Raw genomic sequence first — 18,426 nt, forward strand, 5'->3', positions numbered from 1 at the left:
AGCTGTGTTCCGATGGCCTACGCCGACCTCACCCGGCAACCCCTGCATTCGCGTTCCGGGCCGGACACGTACTGGAGCACCACCAACGTCGGCGAGGCCTTCCCCGGCGTCGTCACACCCCTGGGCTGGTCGCTGTGCGGCCCGGGGGTGGAGGTGGGCATCCGCGACAGCTACGCGCGGGTGGGGGCGCTCCCGCGCAAGGAGGTGCGCGTTCCCGACCGGGTGGAGGACCGGCTCATCTCCGTCTTCTACGGCCGCGGCGCACTGAATGTGAACTTCTTCTGCCGGATGGGCGCGCGCCTCCCCGGCAGCGCACCGGACGCCATCGCCCGGCAGTTCCTCGGCGAGCTGCCCCCCGGTGTCCCCGCCCGCAGCACCCTGCGCCGGCTGCCGGCCGTCGCGCTGAAGATGCCCGCGGCCCAGGCCACCGTCCGCCGTGACGTGCTGCGCCGCACCGCACCCGTCAAGCCCTGGTGGCAGCAGTGGGTGTCCCGTCTCGACACCCTCGATCTGCCCGCCGCACGTGCCGCACTGGACGAGGCGCGGTCCCGCTTCACCGAGATGCTCCGCGTCCAGGCGGCCGGCCTGTTCATCGGCGTGCAGACCGTCTACGACCGGCTGGACGCCCTGGTGCAGAGCGCCGGGCCGGCTCCCGAGGTGGCCGAGGCGCTGATGGGCGGCCAGGGGTCGCACGCCGAGAGCAGGCTGATCGGTGACCTGTGGGCGCTGGGCCGGGGCGCGATGTCCCTGGACGGTTTCCTGGCCGAGCACGGCTACCACGGCCCCGACGAGGGAGAGGTCTCGGCACGGGTGTGGCGCGAGGACCCCGCGCCCGTGCTGCGGCTGGCCGAACAGTACGCCGCTCTCGGCTCCGGTGCGGATCCGGGTGAGGCGGCGGTACGGCGGGCCGCCGCGCGACGGGAGGCCGAACGCGCCCTCCTCGCCGCGCTGCCCGCCCACCGGCGGCCCGGGGCACGGCTCGTGCTCAGGCTGGCGCTGTCCCGTATCCCGCTGCGCGGCGTCGCCAAGGCGGCGTTCCTCCAGGCACTGGACGTGGCACGCGGCGCCGCCCGACGGATCGGCACCCACCTGGCCGACGAGGGCGTACTGGACGACCCGGAGGACGTGTTCTGCTTCACCGCCGACGAGCTGGCCGGCGCTCTCCCCCACGACGCGGCGGGCATCGCCGCCGAACGGCGTGCCCAGCGCGCCGAGTTCCAGAGCATCGCCCTGCCGGCGCACTGGCGGGGCAACCCGGAACCGGTGCGGCAGGCCCCCGCCGGGCCGGCGGCCGGGCTCCGCACCGGGGTCCGGGGCATCGGCGCCGCCGGAGGCGTGGCCGAAGGCGTCGTGCGGGTCGTGCACGACGCGGCGTTCACCGAGGTGGAGCCCGGCGACATCCTCGTCTGCGCGACGACCGACCCGAGCTGGGCCTCGGTGCTGTTCCTCTCCGGCGCGCTGGTGGTCGATGTGGGCGGCCCGCTGAGCCATGCCGCCGTCGTCGCCCGGGAGATCGGCGTGCCGTGCGTCGTGGGCACCGGTGACGGCACCCGCGCCCTGGCCACCGGCGACCGGGTGCGTGTCGACGGCGGGGCGGGAACCGTCGAAGTCCTCGACCGGGCCGCGGTCCTCACCGCCCAGGAGCCGAAGGGCGGCGCCTCATGACCGCACCCGTCGCCTCCGTCCCGAACACGGCCGCTCAGATCCTGGCCGCCGCCCGGGCCCTCGCGCCCACCCTGCGGGAGCACTCGGCCGAGATCGAGGAGCACCGTGGGCTCTCCGCCCGTCTGGTGGAGCTGCTGCGCGGCACCGGCGTCTTCCGTATGGGCTTCCCCCGTGCGCTCGGCGGCCCGGGCCTCAGCTCGACCGAGCAGATCGAGGTCATCGAGGCCCTCAGCTACGGCGACACCTCGGCCGGCTGGTGCGCGATGATCGGCATGGACGCCGGGCTGTACGCCCTCTCGGACGCGGCGGTCCGCGAGATGTTCCCGAACCTGGACGTGATCGCGGCCGGCATGCTCCCGCCCGTCGGCCGCGCCGACCGGGTCCCGGGCGGCTACCGGCTGAACGGGCGCTGGGGCTTCGCCAGCGGCATCGCGCACGCCGACTGGGTCAGCGCGGGGGCGTTCGTCCACACCGACGGCCGGCCCGAGCGCACCGCATCGGGGGCGCCCTACTGGCGGATCATGATGGTGCGCCCGCACGAGGTGAGCGTCGTCGACAACTGGTACGCGACGGGCCTGGCCGGCAGCGGCAGCGCCGACTTCACCGTGGACGACGTTTTCGTACCGGAGGAACACACCTTCAGCCTCGGCGAACCCACCCGCACCGGCCCGCTGGCAGCGCCCGACGCGCTGATGCGGAAGATGCCCGCCGTCGCGCTGGGTGTGGCACGCGCCGCACTCGACCATGTGCGAGAGGTCGCCAGGACCAAGGTCAACCGGTTGACCGGGACGCCCTGGGCCGAGGACCAGCGGGTCCAGTGCACGGTCGCCGAGTGCGAGGCCGCATATCTGTCGGTGCGGCACGCCGTCCACGGCAGTCTGCGGCACCGGTGGGAGCGGCTGGAGGGCGGCGCGGCACTCGGCGACCTCACCCCCGACGAGCGCATCGCCACCATGCTGACCCGGCTGGCCGCCATGCGCGGCGCCCGCGGCATCGTCCGCCGGCTGTACGACCTGCTGGCCACGGCCTCGGTCTACCGGCCCTCACCCATGGACCGCTGGCTGCGGGACATGGAGACCATGTGCCAGCACGTCATGGCACAGGACCAGATCATCCAGTCCGCGGGGGCCTTCCTGCTCGGCGGCCGGCCCAGGTTCCCCCTGGCTCTCGGCATCGTGCACCAGGAGTCGTCATGAACACTTCCGTGACCGCGCACCGGGCGGCCGTGCTGCACGGCGGCCCGCCGCCTCCGCTTCCGGTCGCCCACCTGGGGCAGGCGCTGCTGCGGGCGGCGCGGCGCACCGCGGCCGGCGAGATCGTCCACCTCGACGGGACGGGACCCGGCCGGCGGGTGGGTTACCCGCGACTGCTGCACGACGCAGCACGCATTCTCGGCGCCGCGCGCGAGCGCGGAGCGCGTCCGGGTGACCGCGTGGTGCTCCAACTGCCCGACGAGGCGGACCTGCTGGCCGTCTTCTGGGCCTGCCAGCTCGGCGGCCTGGTGCCGGTACCGGTGGCTGCGACTCCGCCGCCCGGCAGCCAGCTCTCCGCGGCCGATCTGCTGGCCGCCGCCTGCCGCGTCGCCGACCGGCCGTGGGTCGTCACCTCCGCCGCGGCCGGCACGCTGTCCGGCCCCGCCGCGGGAGCGGCACCGGACCGGGCAGGACCCGCCGTGGGGAAGCGGCTGGGCACGGTCGAGGAGTTGCGTACCGGCGCGGCCACCGACGACTTCCACGCGGCGGCTCCCGACGATCTGGCCGCCCTGCTGCTGACCTCCGGCAGCACCGGCGTGCCCAAGGCCGTCATGCTGACCCACCGCAACATCCTCAGCCGCGCCCACGCCTCCGCCCTCGTCCGGGGGCTCTCCCACCGCAGCCGGACGTTCAACTGGATGCCGCTCGACCATGTGGGCGGCCTGATCATGTTCCACGCGCGGGACGTGCTGCTGGGCTGCCACCAGGTGCACGCCCGCACCCGCTGGGTCCTCGACGACCCGCTGCGCTGGCTGGACGTGCTCAGCGGCCACCGCTGTGACACCACGTGGGCGCCGGACTTCGCCTTCGGGCTGGTCATCGACGAGGCGGCACGCGTACCCGGGCGCGACTGGGACCTCAGCCGCCTTCGTTACGTCATGAACGGCGGTGAGCCGGTCCGTCCCAAGGTGGCGCGGAAGTTCCTCGCGCTCCTGGCCCCCTTCGGCCTGCCCGCCACGGCCGTGCACCCCGGGTGGGGCATGTCGGAGACCGCTTCCGGGGTGGTCGACTGGATCTACACCCCTTCCGGCTCCGGTGCCGAGGAACGGTACGTCCCCGTGGGCAGGCCGCATCCGGGGGTGTCGGTGCGCATCGTGGACGACGAGGGTGAGCCGCTGCGCGAGGGCGAGACCGGCCGGCTCCAGGTCACCGGCGCCCCCGTCACCGCCGGGTACTTCGGCAACCCGCGCCACAACCGGCTCTCCTTCACCGCCGATGGCTGGTTCCGCACCGGCGATCTCGGCTACGTCTCGGACGGCCTCCTGACGGTCACCGGCCGCGCCGACGACGTGCTCGCCCTGGACGGTGTCCGCTGCCACGCGCACGAGATCGCGGCTGCGGTCGAGGAACTGCCCTTCGTGGAGCCGTCGTTCACCGTAGCCCGCGTTTCCACGACTGCGGACGGAAACGCCGACGCGTTGGAGGTCCTCTTCCACCACCGGGACGGCACCTCCAACGACAGGGACAACTGGCGCATCGTCGCCCACGTCGCGGAGACGTTCGGTCTCACGGTCGCGCGCGTCACTCCCGTCGCCAAGGAAGTCGTGGCGAAAACCGGCATCGGGAAAATCAAACGCACGCAGCAGCCCTGAAGCCTGACGGCTCGGCCGAGGCGCTGCTCGTATCCGGAAGCCGACGGAAGAAACCCACCGTCCAAGCAGCCGGGAAACGCAGGCGGGGAAAGCCGGCGCGGCGGCCGGCATTTCTCCGGAGTGGGAAAGTCAGAAGACCGAAGGGGGAATACGTGATGTCCGAGGAACTGCAGGTGCTCCAGACCGTCCGGCTGAAAGGACGGCCCACAACGGACCAGATCGCGGCGGCCTGCGGGCTGGATTCCGAGGCGGTGGACCGCGTGCTGCGAGTCCAGGCCGAGGCCGGCCGCTGCACGCGGACGCACGGCCGCCACGCCCTCGCGCCCGCCGGCCGTGACCGTCTCCGCCAGCTCCTCGCCGCGGAACGCGCCGGTCTCGACCAGTCGGCCCTGGCCCGCGCGTACGAGGACTTCGTCGCGTACAACACCGCCCTCAAGAGCCTGGTGACCGACTGGCAACTGGTGGACGGCACCACGGTCAACGACCACAGCGACGCGGCCTACGACGCCGGGATCGTCGAGCGGCTGACGCAGCTGCACACGGCCTTCCGCGAGCCGCTGGCGCACCTGGCCGGTCTCGCGCCGCGGCTGGGCCGGTATCCGCGCCGGCTCTCCGACGCGCTGGCGAAGGTACGGGCCGGTGACCACGGCTGGCTGGCCCGGCCGCTGATCGACAGCTACCACACCGTGTGGTTCGAACTGCACGAGGAACTCCTCGGGCTGACGGGCCGCGAGCGGGTGCACGAGGCCGCCGCGGGGCGGGCCGGATGACCGCCGTCTCCCGCCCCGCCTCGCGCGAGACCGTCGCCCTCGTCCTGGACGGCCGGACCGGCCTGGGGGCGGATCTGCTCGGCGGCAAGGCCGCCGGCATCGAACGCATGCTCGCCCTGGGTGCCCCGGTTCCGCCCGCCTTCGTACTCACCACCGAGGCGGGCCGCCGCTTCCGCGCGGCATCCGGCCGGCTGGCGCCCGCGCTGTGGGCGCGCGTTCCGGGGCTGGTGCGCGCACTGGAACGGGCCACCGGACGGACGTTCGGCTCCGGCCCCGACCCGCTGCTCGTCTCCGTACGGTCCGGAGCGCCACAGAGCATGCCCGGCATGATGGACACCGTCCTCAACATCGGCCTGTCGCCGGAGGCCCACCGGGCCCTCGCGGCCGGTGACCCGCATCTCGCCGCCGACACCCGGCGGCGGTTCGCCGCCCAGTTCACCGCCACCGTCGGCGTGCCGCCGCCCGACGACCCGTGGCGGCAACTGCGCCTCGCGGTCGAGGCGGTGTTCGCCTCCTGGAACTCGCCGCGTGCCGTCGCCTACCGCGCCGGACGCGGACTCCCCTCCGGCACGGGCACCGCGGTGACCGTACAGGCGATGGTCTTCGGCAACAGGGACGCCTCCTCGGGCACGGGCGTGCTGTTCAGCCGCGACCCGCTGACCGGCGACACCGCGCCGTACGGCGAATGGCTGCCGTTCGGCCAGGGCGAGGACGTCGTCTCGGGACGCACCGACGCCCGCCCGCTGGAGTCACTGGGGGACGCCATGCCCCGCGTCCGGGAGCGGCTGCTCGACTGGGCCCGCGCCCTGGAGCGGGACGCCCGGGATGTGCAGGACATCGAGTTCACCGTCGAGTCGGGCACCTTGTGGCTGCTCCAGACCCGGGCGGCCAAGCGCTCGCCCCGCGCCGCGGTCCGCCACGCGGTGGCCCTGGCCGAGGAAGGAGTGATCAGCCGCCGCGAGGCCCTCACCCGGGTGTCCCCCGCCCAACTGGACGCGCTGCTGCGGCCGGGAATCGACCCGTCGGCGGCGCGGGCGGCCCGCATCCTGGCGCGGGGCAAAGCGGCGAGCCCGGGCATCGGTACCGGCGTCGCCGTCACCGTGCCCGACGCCGTCGGCGAGCCGGACTCGGGCGCTGACGGCACGGTGCTGGCCCGGCCCACGACCGACCCGGACGACGTGCCGGCCATGTCCCTGGCCCGCGCCGTGGTCACCGAGACGGGAGGCTCCACCTCGCACGCGGCCGTCGTCTGCCGGGAGCTGGCGGTGCCCTGCGTCGTCGGCTGCGGTACGGGAACGGCCGCGGCCCTGCGCGGGCGCACCGTGACGGTGGACGGCGGTACCGGACTCGTCTACGAGGGCGCGCTTCCGGTCCGTCCCCCGCACGCCGACGAGTCGTCCCTGGCGGCCCTCGCCGCGTGGGCGGCCGACGCGCCCGGGCTTCCGGTGACGGCGGCCCTGTCGCGGTGGCGCGACGGCCACCGCCCCGTACACTGACACGCTCGGTTCCGGGCGCATACGCCGTCCCGCGACCTTCCGCGCACCGGCGTTCGGGGGCGGCGCACGGTCCGAGCGCGAACGACATGCAGGCGACCGCCCGGCCGGCACCGGGCACTTGGCCGTCGGCGACCAGCCCATGGCGGCCGGGAAGGGGACTTGGTGGACTACGACGTGGTGGTCGTCGGCGGCGGTACCGCCGGACTGAGCGCGGCACTGACCCTGGCCCGGGCCGGCCGCCGCGTGACGGTCGTCGACAAGGGCGAGCCCCGCAACTCGCCCGCCGCACATCTGCACGGATTCCTCTCCCGGGACGGCACCGCTCCCGCCGACATGCTCCGCGTGGGCCGGGAGGAGGTCGCCGGATACGGCGGCACGTTCCTCGACACGGCCGTCACCACGGCACGGCCCGGCCCGCACGGCGGGTTCGTCGCCGAGCTGGAGACCGGCCGGCGGCTGACAGCACGCGCCCTGCTGGTGGCGACTGGCCTGCGCGACATCCTGCCGTCCGTCGCCGGGGTCGCCGAGCTGTGGGGCGGGGACGTACTGCACTGCCCCTACTGCCACGGTCACGAGGTGCGGGACAAACCGGTCGGTGTGCTCGGCGGGGAGAACCGCCCCTTCAGCCTGCACCAGGCCTCCCTGGTACGGCAGTGGTCCCCGGACGTGGTGTTCTTCCCCCATCCGATCGAGTTGGCCGACGAGGAACGCGAGCGGTTCCTCGCACGCGGCGTCCGCGTCGTGGAAGGGCCGGTCGAGCGGCTGGAGACCGACGGCGGCCGGCTGGCCGCCGTGCGGATGGGCGACGGTTCCGCCGTGGAGCGCTCCGCCCTGTTCGTCGGCCCCCGCTTCGTCCCCCGCGACGAGCTGCTGACCGGGCTCGGCTGCGAGGTGGGACCCAGCGGATGGGTCACCGTGGACGCTTCCGGGGCCACGAGCGTGCCGGGGGTGTGGGCCGCGGGCAACGTCGTCAGCGAAGCCGCGCAGCTGGCCTCCGCGGCGGGCGCGGGCATGACGTCCGCCATCGCCCTCAACCACCATCTCCTCGCCGACGACATCGACAGTGCCGTGGCGCACTACCGGGCCACGGGCACGGCCGTCTCCGACTGACGTACCGCTCCGCGTGCGGGCGGTGGGCACAGGCCTTGTCGGCTGCTGTCGGCCGCTGTCGGCTGCTGCTCGCAGCCGGCCACTGCCCACCGCCCCGGAGCAGGACGCCGCCGGCCCCCGCGCTGCTGGACGCCCGCAAATCACCGCCGGGGAAGGCGAAGCGTCTTCCGGAAAACGAGTCCGCTCCCCTCCGGTCGCTTCCGGAAAACACAGAGCATTCCCTTTCCGAGTAATTCTTCGCGGGATACAACCGGCTTCCCCTCCTGTTATCGTCGAACTCGGCAAGGGAAAGCACAGCCCATTCTCTTTCTCTAAAGCCTCGCCGACCTACCGGCCCGGAGCCGGACGTCGTGCGATCGGGCTGCGCCGATTCCGACCGCGCGGCCGGGGAGGAACACTCGACATGGGGGAGAACAACATGACGACATCCACCGTGCGTTTTCCGCAGCCGCCGCCGGCGGCTGACCACGGCCCGGCAGACCTGACCGGGCCGCCCTCACAACATGAATTCCGCAACGTGCTGGGCCATTTTGCCAGCGGAGTCACCGTCATCACGGCGCCCGCCGCGGGCGAGGACGACACCGCGCCGGGGCCCGCCGGGTTCACCTGCCAGTCGTTCGCGGCGCTCTCGCTCGACCCGCCCATGGTGGCGTTCCTCGTCGCCCGCACCTCGACCACCTGGCCGCGCATCGCCCGCTCCGGGGTCTTCTGCGCCAACGTCCTGTCCACCGGCCAGGCGGCGCTGTGCCGCGCGTTCGCCCGCAGCGGCACCGACAAGTTCGCGGGCGTGGACTGGCGGCCGAGCCGCGTCACCGGTTCCCCCTCGCTCAGTGGTGCCCTGGCCTGGATCGACTGCACCATCGATGCCGTGCACACGGGGGGCGACCACTTCATCGTCACGGGCCGGGTCCGCCATCTGTCGGCGGCCGGCCAGGGTTCCCCGCTCCTCTTCTACCGCGGGAGCCTCGGCGGCTTCTCCGCCGCCTGACGCCCGGCAGTACGCGGGCCGTTGCCCCGCCGGGCGGCGGAACACCCCCGGAAACCGTCCTGTTGTGTGCTGCACTTCCCTCCCGAGGGGGCAGAAGGAAGACAGCGGTGTCCGGAGCGCGCCGGCGTCGGTGCCGCTGTCCACCGTCCTTGCCGGCGTCACGGGGGAATCATGCGCGTCAGGACTGTTCTCGCGTTACTCGCGGCCTTGCTCGTGGGTGTGTCCGCCGCCTTGTGCGCCGGTGTCGCTGCGGCTGCCGGCGTTCCGGTCGCGGACGTACCCGGCGCCGTCTCCCCCGCCCGTGCGGACGCACTTGCCCCGGCCCGCACCTTTGGCGGTGCGGGCGGTGCCGGTGCGGTCGGGAGTACCGGCGGCGCCGGCAGTGTCGGCAGCATGAGCAGTGCGGGCGGCCGGTACGTCACCAGCGGTATGAGTGACATCGGCGGTATGAGCACCACCACCGGTATGAGCAACACGGGCGGCACCACCGCGACGAGCAGCGTCACCGGCACGAGCACAACCAGTGGTGGTGGCACGGGCGGCGGCGGTGGACGAGGCTCGTTCCGCGGCATCTGGAGCCAGTTGGCCGTGGTCGGCGGCATCGTGCTGTTCTTCCTGGGCGGCTCCCGGCTCCTGGGCTTTCTGCGCCGCAGGCGGTGACACGGAGCGCGGCGGGCCGGGGCCGTCCGGGTCCGCCGGGCCGGCTCCCCCTGCCGCTGGCCTTCGCCCTCGCGGGGGAGCCTGCCCGGCGCCGCGCCCCGGGCCCCCGGGTCAGTCCTCGAGGGCGTCGAGCACGCGCTTGAGGTCCACGAACTTGAAGTTCGTGGAGTCCCGGCCCTCCTCACCCGGCTTGTCGTCGCCGTCCTGGACGACGAGCAGACCGTTCGGGTACTTCCTGCCGAGCGGCTCGCCGAGGACGGCGGCGCCGTCGCTCTCCTCGGTGCCGTCGAGGGTTCCGGAGGCAGCGATCACCCGGAAGCCGCCTTCGTACTCGTTGTCGTCACCGAGTTCACGGTCGTAGGCGGCGAAGCTGTTGTCGCCCTGGCTGGAGGCGAGCAGGTAGCCGTCACCGTCCTTCTGGTGCAGCAGGGTGAGCCCCTCCACATCGGCCGACAGGCGCTTTCCGCCGTAGCCCGGGTCCTTCCCGGGGGTGCACTCCTCGGTTTCCTCGTCGTAGGTGCCCGGCACCCCGTACTCGCGCACCTTGTCGATCAGCACCGGGGTTCCCCGGAGTCCGGCGTCGATGCGCCAGATGCCGACGTCCTCCTGGCCGGCGTAGAGGATGCCGTTCTCGGTGTCGACGACCATGCCCTCGACCTGGGGCAGTTCGCCCGGTTCGGCGCAGGGCTGCCACGCCGTGCCGTTCGGCAGGGTGAAGCGGGAAGGCAGCTGGAGCGTGCGCACCTTGCGGTAGGAGACCGTGCCGTCGTCGCTCCCGGTCAGTTCGAGGAGGCTGAGTGCGGTGCTCTCCCGCCGGCTGACCACCGCGTACGAACGGCCGCTGGACGGATCGGTCCAGGTGGCGAGGCCGTAGGCGGTGCGCTGCTCGTTGATCTCCTCCTGCGAGGAGGAGAAGATCGCCGGCGCCGAGGGGTCGGTGACATCGGTGAGCGGCGCGTCCGAGTCGTCGCCGTCGATGCGGTAGACGCGCAGCCGGTCGCTGCCGCGGTCGCTGGTGACGGCCAGGTCGCTCGTGCGGGACCCGGTCTTCATCCCGTGCACGAGGTCGACGTTGTTGAACCGGCCGGGGGCGTCGTCGGGCCCGGGGGCCTCGGGGGCCGGCACGGACTGCACCTCGCGTCCGTCGAGGTCGTAGACGCGCAGTCCCCCCTCCTTGACCGTGGCGACGACGAGGCTGCGGTCCGGGTCGTCCGGGTTGCGCCAGATCGCCGGGTCGTCGGCGTCCGCGTTGCCACCCGCCTCGTCGTCGTGGACGGCGGGGGTCTCCGCGGTGGGCCGCACGCCGGGGAGTTCACCGGCGGCCACGGCCGGGTGGGGTACGGCTGTGGCGAGCGCGGTGAGCGCCGTGAGCAGCGCGAGACGGCCGACGGTGGTACGGGCTCGGTGGGACGGGGCCATGAAGACGGTCCTTTCATGTCGCGAACATGGCGACGCCACCATGGGACCGTCCTGTGGAGGGTTGGCACGGGGTAACGGAACGGCGAGGTGTCCCGGAGATGAACAGGCGGGAGTCGCAGGGGCGAGGGCCGACCGGGCCACAGGGGGTGTCAGTTCCCGGTGTCGATCCGGATCTGCTCGATGTCATCCTCCAGGAAGACGGCCAGTTCCCCGGCCTCGGCACGGACGGCTTCCTCCTCCCGCGCGGTGAGGGGCCGCAGAGGGCTGATGCCCAGCCGGTGGTCGCGCACCCGCCAGGTGGCGGCGACACGGCCGTCGACGAGGACGACGCGGTGCCCCGCGACGGACACACCGAGATGGGCGTCGTCGATGATGCGGCTGCGGTCGTGGTAGCCGAGTACGGCGTTGTCGAAGGCCGGGAGGAACCGGACGGGGGCCGGGGTGTCGGGGTGGGGACGCGGCGCGTCGGGCAGGTCGAACAGTTCGCGGCCTCGTTCGTCGCGGAAGACGACGAGTTCGTCCCGGAGGGCCTTGACGGCGGCGGGCAGACCGGCGAGACCGCACCAGGCGCGCAGGTCGGCGCCTGCGGCCGGCCCGTAGGCGGCGAGATAGCGGCGCAGCAGCTGCTGCCCCACAGGATCGCCGTCGTCGGCGGGCAGCGGGTCGATGTCCCGTCCCAGCCAGGCCGCCAGCGGGAGATTGCGTACCCCCGCGGTCCGGCGCCACAGACCGCGGGGCGGGAGCTGCGCCATGGGGATGAGGGCTGCGACCAGCAACTCGCCCAGGGCCCGGCGTGGTGGCGCCGGCCAGCGGTCTTCGACGGCTTCCACCAGCTCGCGCATGGTGCGGGGCTGCCCGTCGGCCATGACCGCGCGCCCGGCGGCGGCCAGCTGCGCCATGTCGACGCCCGCGAGATCGCTGCGGTAGGTGCCCAGCACCCGCTGGCGCAGCATGGTGTCGTGGCGGGCCCGCCAGGCGAGGGCGTCGCCGGCGGTGACCAGGTGCACGGTGCGGCGCATCAGGTGGGTGCGCACCACCGTGCGGCCGGTCAACGCCTCGTCGAGCTGCTTGGGAGCGAAGCCGGACATGCGTGACCACAGCCCTATGAACGGTTCCTGGGGCTCTTGCGCCTGCATCCCGCACAGCTGGGCCACCACCGTCTCCGGCGCGGGGGCGGCGGTGCGCTGGAGCAGGTGCTGACGGGCGAGGGTGGCGCGGTTGAGGGCGCGGTTGTCGAGAAGCGTCATGGCGTCCTCCGATTCGACGGGCGGTCCGACCGGGGACGACGGCTTGCCCCGTGCGGCTCGCGGGCCACCGTGGCAGAGATCGCGGACAGGTGGTGTCCTCGATCGGGGCCGCGGTGGAGATTTCCCCGGGGCGCAGGAGGTTCTGGCACAGGTTTTCGCCGGTGGGCTACGCTGTCCGGCGATGACGACCGGGACGGCATTGCGCCACACACGGATTGGTGACCCGGTGCTCTGTTGAGCGCCGAACGGTCCGGCACCGGTCCGCTGTCCGCTCGCGGAACCGGCGCTGCCGCACGGGCTCCGCCTCCGTCGCGTTGACCACAAGCCCGACACGTCAACCACGACAGGAGAACCGATGCCCACCACGTCGTTGCAGATCCCCACCGCGGACGGCCAGGCCGACGCCTTCGCCGCGTTCCCCGACGGCGGCGGACGCCACCCCGCGGTACTGATGTACATGGACGCCTTCGGCTTGCGGCCCGTGCTGAAGGACATGGCGCGCGAACTCGCCGGGCACGGCTACTACGTACTCGTCCCCAACCTCTACTACCGGCACGCTCCCGCACCGGTGACCGAACTTCCCGAGCACATCGGGGAAGGCGCCCGGCCCGAGATCTTCGCCCGGGTGATGCCGCTGATCGAGGCGCACACCACCGAACGCGTCCTGCGCGATGCCGACGCCTTCTTGACGTTCCTCGCCGAGCAGCCCGAGGTCGCCGCGGGACCAATCGGCGTGACCGGCTACTGCATGGGCGCCGCCCTGGCCGTGCGCACCGCGACGGCCCACCCCGGCCGCGTGGCCGCCGTCGCCGGGTTCCACCCCGGCTTCCTGGTCACCGAGGCGCCCGACAGCCCGCACCGCCTCGTCCCGGAACTGACGGCGGAGGTCCATCTCGGCCTCGCCGAGAACGATCTGACCCCCGAGGCGCGCGAAGAGCTCGACCAGGCGCTGGACGCCGCGGGTGTCCGCCACAGCATCGAGGTCTACCCCGGCACCGTCCACGGCTTCACCATGGCCGACACCGACGCCTTCGACCCCGACGGGCTGCGACGCCACTGGGACCGCCTGCTGCCCCTCCTCGACCGCACTCTGTCCAGGAGCTGACGCCGGGTGAAGGGCATCCGCTCCCGGGAGCGGGTGCCCGGTGACCCGTGCGCGACAGGAGCCCGGCACGGCCGGCTAGGAAGCCAGCGTCTTGCACAGGTCCTCGTACGGGCCCTCCAGTTCCAGCAGTTCGCGCCGGGTCTCCCCGCCGCTCTCGCTGATCCGGACGGCCATGAAGCCGCGCGAGACAATCCACTTGTTGTGCACGGGCCCGTCGTCGGTGTGCAGGCCGACGCCCCAGTCCCCGCCGCTGAGCACACGGGTGGAGCTGCCCGGGTCCGGGTACGAGAGGCTTCCGGTCCCTGACAGGTCACGGCGCACAGTCTTCCCCGTGTCCCTGTTCGTCACCTTCATGACCAGCGGTCCGCTGATGACGGCGTACACCGGGTCGCCCGCGTCGTTCGTCCAGGTCTTCTGCGTCATGTCGACGACAGGGAACGTCGCGTCGGCCGGGAACGGACACACCTCGCCCCGCGCGTAGTGCACCTCGGGCTGTCCGGGGTGGGTGACGACGGGCCCGTGCCAGTTGTCCGAGCGGGGCGTCGGTCCGCCCGCGACCGCCCCGTCCCCCGCGCGGCCCACGGAGGCCTGCCCGGGGGACGCCTGGGCGCCGGCCGACGCGCACAGCAGGGCCGTGACCGCGCAGGCCGCCACCATCCCGGCCCTCCCCCGCCGGCCGTTCGCCGCCCCGGCTCCGCGCCGCGGCGCCGTCCTCGTGGCTGCCGCACCCGACACCCTGACCGTACGCATCGTCGTGTCCCTCCGCCGCTGCCGGACCCCGGTTCCCGTCCGGGCTCCCGCTCTCCTCTTCCGCCCGCCCATCGTGTCCCGCGCTCAGCACGCCCGGTAGACGTTTCGGCCCTGCCCGAAGCGACGGCCGTACGCGGCGCCGTCTTGGGCGCCACCCCGTGACGGGACCGGTCCGCCGCGGGAACGATGAGGCCGGCGACCACCCGACGGAGAGCGACCGAACGGAGCGAGCATGCGCATCCACTTCACCGTCTCCGACCTGGCCCGCGTCCGCGTGGCCGAGGCGCCCAGCGCGCTGGCCACGACGACGTTCAGCGCGTTCCGCCTCCGGCACGGCCGCGGCGGTCCGGCACTCGACATGTGGCGCCGCACCACGTACGCCGCACGGCACAGCGCGGCGGCAGCCACCGCAGCCCGGCCCGGTGCCGCGCCGTTGAGCCGGCTCGCGGCCACCACGCCCTCGCATCCCGTCCCCCGGCTGCTGCGCCCCCAGCCGGCGCTGCCCACACTCGACGAGGAGATCGAACGGTTGCTGTCCACGCCGCGGGCCGAACTGCGCGCGGATCTGGAGTACGTCGCCAGGCACCGCCCGCTGCCGCGCTGGGCCGGCTCCCTCGCGGAGGGGGACCCGGCCGCCCTGCGCCGGCTCGCCGACGCCATACGGGTGCACCACAAGGCGGCTGTCGCTCCCTACTGGCGCGGACTGCACGCCGCGCTGCGCGCGGACCAGGCCGAACGCTGCCGCCAGTGGCAGGAGGGCGGCGTCGAGCGGGTACTGAGCACCCTGCACCCGCGGATGCGCTGGCGTCCCCCGGTCCTGGAACTGCCCGACGTGGAAGGGCCGGACTACCATCTCGACGGCCGGGGCCTGGTGCTCGCCCCGGCGGCCTTCACCAGTTACGTGCCCTGCGACCCGGGCGACCCCCAGCCCACCCTCCACTACGAGGCGGTCCCCCACCCCGGCTGCACCACGACGGACGGCACGTCCATGCCGTTGGCCGCGTTGCTGGGGCACAGCCGCGCCGCGGTGCTGGAGGTGGTCGCGGAGGGCGTCTCGACCGGCCGGCTGGCCCGGCGTACCGGGCTGTCACCCGCCTCGGCCAGCGAGCACGCGACCGTACTGCGCCGCGCCGGGCTGGTCACGACCCACCGTGTCGGCCGCACCGTCCACCACACGCTCACGCCCCTGGGAGCGCAACTGCTCCTGCGCTCCTCCTCGTCGGGCACCGAGGAGGAGCGGCCCCCCAGGCTCGGTTCCCCCAGCCGCTGATGAGGAGGGGCAACGTGCCTGCCGGCCCCGGCCTCTGCCCCCCGGGCGAGGGCATCCCCATCACACCCCGGATGGAGGGGACGGCAGCAGCGCCGCTGTTTCCCACACAGCGCGGACTTCGGCGGTGCCCTCCCACGGGGTGAGCGTCGCGCCATTGCGGCGCAGTACCGCGAGCGCCGCGGTGTTGTGCGCGCGGGTGTGCGCCACCACCACCCGCGCGCCGGACCGCGCCGCTTCGAGGAGGACCATGCGCAGCGCGGCCGTGCCGGTGCCGTGCCCTCGGTGGGACCGGGCGAGCCACATGCCGGTCTCCAGGGTGTCCTGGCCGTCACGGACTGCCAGGCGGACCGATCCCACGACGTCCTGCTGCCGCGTGATCGCGAAGGTGGCTTCGCGCAGCGGACCAGAAAGGCCGGGGCGCCGGGCCCGGTGCCAGGCGAGGAAAGCCTCCTGCCGCGCGCCGGTCCACCCCGGAGGGCCGGTCACGGGAGGCATGACCTCTTCCGGCGCCGCGTCGGCGACGGCCACGGCGAGGAGCTGTCCGAGACGTTCCTCATCGAGGTGATCCAGTCGCACCGGACCGGTCATCCGCGCTTCCCCTCCCCGGCGTTGCCGGTGCCGACGGGCCCGGTGGCCTGGCAGGCCCCGGTGGACCCGCCAGTTTCTCACCGGCCCGGTCCGGCCCGCGCGGTCCGGTCCGGTCCCGCCCCGCCGGCGGGATTCACCAGCCGGGCGGGTTCACCAGCTGACGGGAAGGGTGAGCGGCGACTTGGCCGGGGAGGCGTCGTCCCAGGTGGGGGCGGTCCCCTCCGCCAGGCGCAGGTGCGGGAAGCGGTCCATCAACGCCTCCAGGCCCACGGTCATCTCCGCCCTGGCGAGGTGGGCGCCGATGCAGTTGTGCGCGCCGCGGCCGAACACGATGTGCGGATTCGGCTGCCGGCACAGATCGAGCCGCTCGGGCTCGTCGAACACGGTCTCGTCGCGATTGGCGGAGGCCAGCACGGGAAGGACCGCGTCTCCGGCGCGGATGGTCCGCCCGTGCAGCGTGATGTCCTCGGTGGCCCGGAGCACCACGACACCGTTCATGACCGGGATGTGGCGCAGCAGTTCCTCGACCGCGCCGGGCAACAGGGTGCGGTCGTCCCGCAGACGGGCGTACCGCTCCGGTTCGGAGAGCAGGAGCACGAGCGCGTCGGACAGGAACATGGTCGTCGTCCGGTAGCCGGCGACGAGCATCGACAGTCCGAAGCTCAGCACGGCCTCCTCGTCCAGCTCTCCCCCGTCGCACCGGCGCACCAGATCGCTGAGGATGTCGTCGGCGGGCACCCGCCGTTTGCGGGCGATGAGGGAGCGCATGTAGTCCCGCAGCGGCGGAGTGGCCCGCCGGGCTTCCTCGAGGGTGAGCAGTGCTCCCAGCGCCGCGTCGGCCAGTGGCAGGAAGAAGTCACGGTCCTCGTACGGAATGCCCACTGTTTCGCACACCACCGAGAGCGGAAAGGGCTCGGTGTAACCGGCGATCAGATCACCGGGCGGGCCCCCGTCGGCGACGGCGTCCAGCAGCTGATCGGCGCTCCGGCGGATACGCGGCAGAAGACGGCGCACCGAACGGGCGTTGAACGCCTCGGCCAGCGCCCTGCGCAGGGCCGTGTGCCGGGGGCCTTCCATCTCCATCATCGTGATCAGTTCCGGCCCGTCCGGCGTCTCCCGCTCCCCCTGGAACGACCAGCTGTTGACGCTGGGCCTGATCAGCCGCGCGTCCGCGATCACCGCCCTGACGTCCGCGTAGCGCGTCACGTACCAACTGGGGCTGTCCGCGTCCCGGAGCCGTGCGACGGGACACTCCCGGCGCAGCCGGCCGTACTCCTCGGGCGGCCCCATGGTGCCCGGCGGCGGCAACGGCAGCACGATGGACGCGGGATGTTCGTTGGGCGGCGGAGCGGATTCGTCGAACGGTTGCGGTGTGCTGTGCATGTCCGGCCTCTCTCGCATCGCGTCCGCCTCGGCCGCAGTCGCGGTCTTCGGCCGACGCATCCGGTTGACCAGGGTTTTCCCCTGTTCCGCCGGGCTTGATACGTACGTACCGGACAGGCCGGTCACCCGTCTTGGCCACGGCGGTCCTGCCACCGGCGCCGGGGCGACTACTCCGCGATGTCGACGTGTGCGTTCTCCGGCGGCTGGTCGGCCTTGTCCTCCTTGGGGAGACCGAGGTCACCGCACTGGTTGGCCGGCGCGCTCAGCCGCAACGTGAGGACGCTGCCCGTGAGGCCGCCGGAGGAGCCCATGGTGCCGGTCTGCTGGAGGGCATGCTGCGGGCCGCTGTTCGTACACCCGTTGTGATGGGCGCTGTTGCCCAGGCCGATGACCGAGGTCGCGCCGGCCGGACCGGCGGACAGGCCCGCCAGACCGGTGACAGCCGCGGTGATCGTGAGGAACTGTCGCGTGGTCGCCATACCCTGAGTGGCCTCCCGCCCGGGCCGGGCATTCTCGTCGGGACGCGGTTACAGCCGGGACAACGAACACCGGCCGCCGGCGTTTCACCCACGACCGTCCCCGAGCGCGCCGGTCGATGACGGTGCGGGGGCAGTTGCCGACCTGGCCGTGACGGAACGGGGCCCGTCGGCGGCCTGGCATGTGAGGGCACCCATAGGGCCCGGGTCACATACGAAGCAGCTTCGGACGTCCGAATTGCGAGGGTTCCGGATACGGGTGCGGCGACACATCAGGGCGGGCTTCGGGGCCGAATCCGGATAGTAGGCCACATGTTTGCGGGGGTGGGGAGCCGGTTCCCAGGGTGGGTGCCAGGTCGCGAGGAGACCGGGCAACGGCCCGCCGCGCGGCCGGAACGTCCCCCCACGGAACGTCCCCCCACGAGAGGCTTTCCGCTCGCATGCGTACCACCACGCTGATCCCCCGCCGTGTCGCCACCACCGGTATCACCGTCCTGGGTGCGGCCGGTATCGCCACCGCCGCCCTGACCGGCACCGCCCACGCCGCCCCGCAGGCGGCCGAGCCGGCCCACCAGGCCGCCGCCAAGGCCGCCGCCAAGCCCGCCAAGGCCGACGACAAGGCCGACAAGAAGGCGGAGAAGGCGGAGAAGAAGG

General features: G+C 73.5%; 16 protein-coding genes and 1 pseudogene. 11 read left to right on the forward strand and 6 right to left on the reverse strand.

Translation table 11 applies throughout. From position 1 onward, the window contains the following. Nucleotides 1-12 precede the first annotated feature (12 nt). The 8 genes from IO40_RS0129520 (at nt 13) to IO40_RS37825 (ending at nt 9,534) form a co-directional block, all read left to right on the forward strand. Nucleotides 13-1,665 carry a PEP-utilizing enzyme gene (locus IO40_RS0129520; protein ID WP_031176470.1) on the forward strand — a complete coding sequence of 551 codons (1,653 nt, stop codon included), beginning with the start codon at nt 13-15 and terminating at the stop codon, nt 1,663-1,665. Continuing rightward, nucleotides 1,662-2,861: an acyl-CoA dehydrogenase family protein gene (locus IO40_RS0129525; RefSeq protein WP_016473232.1), complete on the forward strand. Its 1,200-nt coding sequence runs from the start codon at nt 1,662-1,664 to the stop codon at nt 2,859-2,861. The genes IO40_RS0129520 and IO40_RS0129525 overlap by 4 nt, the downstream gene beginning before the upstream one ends. Continuing rightward, nucleotides 2,858-4,510 (forward strand): AMP-binding protein, encoded by a 1,653-nt coding sequence (locus IO40_RS0129530; RefSeq protein WP_016473231.1) that lies wholly within the window; start codon nt 2,858-2,860, stop codon nt 4,508-4,510. The genes IO40_RS0129525 and IO40_RS0129530 overlap by 4 nt, the downstream gene beginning before the upstream one ends. Before the next feature lie 155 nt (nt 4,511-4,665). Beyond that, on the forward strand, nt 4,666-5,280 hold the full coding sequence (locus tag IO40_RS0129535; protein WP_016473230.1) for a hypothetical protein: 615 nt from the start codon (nt 4,666-4,668) through the stop codon (nt 5,278-5,280). Continuing rightward, a complete protein-coding gene (locus IO40_RS0129540; RefSeq protein ID WP_016473229.1) occupies nt 5,277-6,776 on the forward strand; it encodes a pyruvate, phosphate dikinase in 1,500 nt (499 codons plus the stop codon). Before IO40_RS0129535 ends, IO40_RS0129540 begins: the two co-directional genes overlap by 4 nt. Nucleotides 6,777-6,938: 162 nt before the next feature. Beyond that, nucleotides 6,939-7,886: an NAD(P)/FAD-dependent oxidoreductase gene (locus IO40_RS0129545; RefSeq protein WP_016473228.1), complete on the forward strand. Its 948-nt coding sequence runs from the start codon at nt 6,939-6,941 to the stop codon at nt 7,884-7,886. A gap of 418 nt (nt 7,887-8,304) precedes the next feature. Beyond that, complete coding sequence (locus IO40_RS0129550) at nt 8,305-8,874, forward strand: flavin reductase family protein (RefSeq protein WP_234029946.1); 570 nt, start codon at nt 8,305-8,307, stop codon at nt 8,872-8,874. Nucleotides 8,875-9,267: 393 nt separating this feature from the next. Further along, nucleotides 9,268-9,534: a hypothetical protein gene (locus IO40_RS37825; protein ID WP_135567037.1), complete on the forward strand. Its 267-nt coding sequence runs from the start codon at nt 9,268-9,270 to the stop codon at nt 9,532-9,534. A gap of 111 nt (nt 9,535-9,645) precedes the next feature. Here IO40_RS37825 and IO40_RS0129560 read toward each other — a convergent pair whose 3' ends face one another. Next, on the reverse strand, nt 9,646-10,953 hold the full coding sequence (locus IO40_RS0129560) for a phytase (RefSeq protein ID WP_016473225.1): 1,308 nt from the start codon (nt 10,951-10,953) through the stop codon (nt 9,646-9,648). Between the two features lie 149 nt (nt 10,954-11,102). Then, nucleotides 11,103-12,200, reverse strand: coding sequence for a winged helix DNA-binding domain-containing protein (locus IO40_RS0129565; protein ID WP_016473224.1), 1,098 nt, complete (start codon nt 12,198-12,200; stop codon nt 11,103-11,105). A gap of 355 nt (nt 12,201-12,555) precedes the next feature. Here IO40_RS0129565 and IO40_RS0129570 point away from each other — a divergent pair, with 355 nt between their 5' ends. After that, nucleotides 12,556-13,305, forward strand: a complete 750-nt coding sequence (locus IO40_RS0129570; protein ID WP_016473223.1) for a dienelactone hydrolase family protein — start codon at nt 12,556-12,558, stop codon at nt 13,303-13,305. Between the two features lie 75 nt (nt 13,306-13,380). On the opposite strand, the gene IO40_RS0129575 is transcribed toward IO40_RS0129570, so the two are convergent. Continuing rightward, nucleotides 13,381-13,962, reverse strand: coding sequence for a hypothetical protein (locus IO40_RS0129575; protein ID WP_016473222.1), 582 nt, complete (start codon nt 13,960-13,962; stop codon nt 13,381-13,383). 325 nt (nt 13,963-14,287) lie between these two features. Between IO40_RS0129575 and IO40_RS0129585 the strand changes: the two genes are divergently transcribed. Then, nucleotides 14,288-15,325, forward strand: a complete 1,038-nt coding sequence (locus IO40_RS0129585; protein WP_033229990.1) for an ArsR/SmtB family transcription factor — start codon at nt 14,288-14,290, stop codon at nt 15,323-15,325. 60 nt (nt 15,326-15,385) lie between these two features. On the opposite strand, the gene IO40_RS0129590 is transcribed toward IO40_RS0129585, so the two are convergent. The 3 genes from IO40_RS0129590 to IO40_RS0129600 all read right to left on the reverse strand — a co-directional run bounded on the left by IO40_RS0129590 (nt 15,386) and on the right by IO40_RS0129600 (nt 17,775). Continuing rightward, on the reverse strand, nt 15,386-15,913 hold the full coding sequence (locus IO40_RS0129590; protein ID WP_030408986.1) for a GNAT family N-acetyltransferase: 528 nt from the start codon (nt 15,911-15,913) through the stop codon (nt 15,386-15,388). A 150-nt stretch (nt 15,914-16,063) separates the two neighbouring features. Then, nucleotides 16,064-17,296: a cytochrome P450 gene (locus IO40_RS0129595; RefSeq protein ID WP_031176474.1), complete on the reverse strand. Its 1,233-nt coding sequence runs from the start codon at nt 17,294-17,296 to the stop codon at nt 16,064-16,066. Between the two features lie 167 nt (nt 17,297-17,463). Further along, the gene (locus tag IO40_RS0129600; RefSeq protein WP_041968540.1) at nt 17,464-17,775 is read right to left on the reverse strand and encodes a hypothetical protein; all 312 of its coding nucleotides are present in this window, start codon (nt 17,773-17,775) and stop codon (nt 17,464-17,466) included. A gap of 437 nt (nt 17,776-18,212) precedes the next feature. Here IO40_RS0129600 and IO40_RS39185 point away from each other — a divergent pair. Next, nucleotides 18,213-18,426, forward strand: a pseudogene (locus IO40_RS39185) (transglycosylase SLT domain-containing protein); the annotation flags it as partial.

Source organism: Streptomyces albus subsp. albus (assembly GCF_000725885.1).
In the GTDB taxonomy this organism is placed as follows: domain Bacteria; phylum Actinomycetota; class Actinomycetes; order Streptomycetales; family Streptomycetaceae; genus Streptomyces; species Streptomyces albus.

What these genes read in the sequence shown, in the direction of transcription:
- IO40_RS0129535 (WP_016473230.1), top strand. Translation starts at nt 4,666, where the DNA reads ATGTCCGAGGAACTGCAGGTGCTCCAGACCGTCCGGCTGAAAGGACGG.
- IO40_RS0129570 (WP_016473223.1), top strand. Translation starts at nt 12,556, where the DNA reads ATGCCCACCACGTCGTTGCAGATCCCCACCGCGGACGGCCAGGCCGAC.
- IO40_RS0129540 (WP_016473229.1), top strand. Translation starts at nt 5,277, where the DNA reads ATGACCGCCGTCTCCCGCCCCGCCTCGCGCGAGACCGTCGCCCTCGTC.
- IO40_RS0129595 (WP_031176474.1), bottom strand. Translation starts at nt 17,296, where the DNA reads ATGCACAGCACACCGCAACCGTTCGACGAATCCGCTCCGCCGCCCAAC.
- IO40_RS0129525 (WP_016473232.1), top strand. Translation starts at nt 1,662, where the DNA reads ATGACCGCACCCGTCGCCTCCGTCCCGAACACGGCCGCTCAGATCCTG.
- IO40_RS0129585 (WP_033229990.1), top strand. Translation starts at nt 14,288, where the DNA reads ATGCGCATCCACTTCACCGTCTCCGACCTGGCCCGCGTCCGCGTGGCC.
- IO40_RS0129600 (WP_041968540.1), bottom strand. Translation starts at nt 17,775, where the DNA reads ATGGCGACCACGCGACAGTTCCTCACGATCACCGCGGCTGTCACCGGT.
- IO40_RS0129565 (WP_016473224.1), bottom strand. Translation starts at nt 12,200, where the DNA reads ATGACGCTTCTCGACAACCGCGCCCTCAACCGCGCCACCCTCGCCCGT.
- IO40_RS0129560 (WP_016473225.1), bottom strand. Translation starts at nt 10,953, where the DNA reads ATGGCCCCGTCCCACCGAGCCCGTACCACCGTCGGCCGTCTCGCGCTG.
- IO40_RS0129530 (WP_016473231.1), top strand. Translation starts at nt 2,858, where the DNA reads ATGAACACTTCCGTGACCGCGCACCGGGCGGCCGTGCTGCACGGCGGC.
- IO40_RS0129550 (WP_234029946.1), top strand. Translation starts at nt 8,305, where the DNA reads ATGACGACATCCACCGTGCGTTTTCCGCAGCCGCCGCCGGCGGCTGAC.
- IO40_RS37825 (WP_135567037.1), top strand. Translation starts at nt 9,268, where the DNA reads ATGAGCAGTGCGGGCGGCCGGTACGTCACCAGCGGTATGAGTGACATC.
- IO40_RS0129590 (WP_030408986.1), bottom strand. Translation starts at nt 15,913, where the DNA reads ATGACCGGTCCGGTGCGACTGGATCACCTCGATGAGGAACGTCTCGGA.
- IO40_RS0129520 (WP_031176470.1), top strand. Translation starts at nt 13, where the DNA reads ATGGCCTACGCCGACCTCACCCGGCAACCCCTGCATTCGCGTTCCGGG.
- IO40_RS0129575 (WP_016473222.1), bottom strand. Translation starts at nt 13,962, where the DNA reads ATGGTGGCGGCCTGCGCGGTCACGGCCCTGCTGTGCGCGTCGGCCGGC.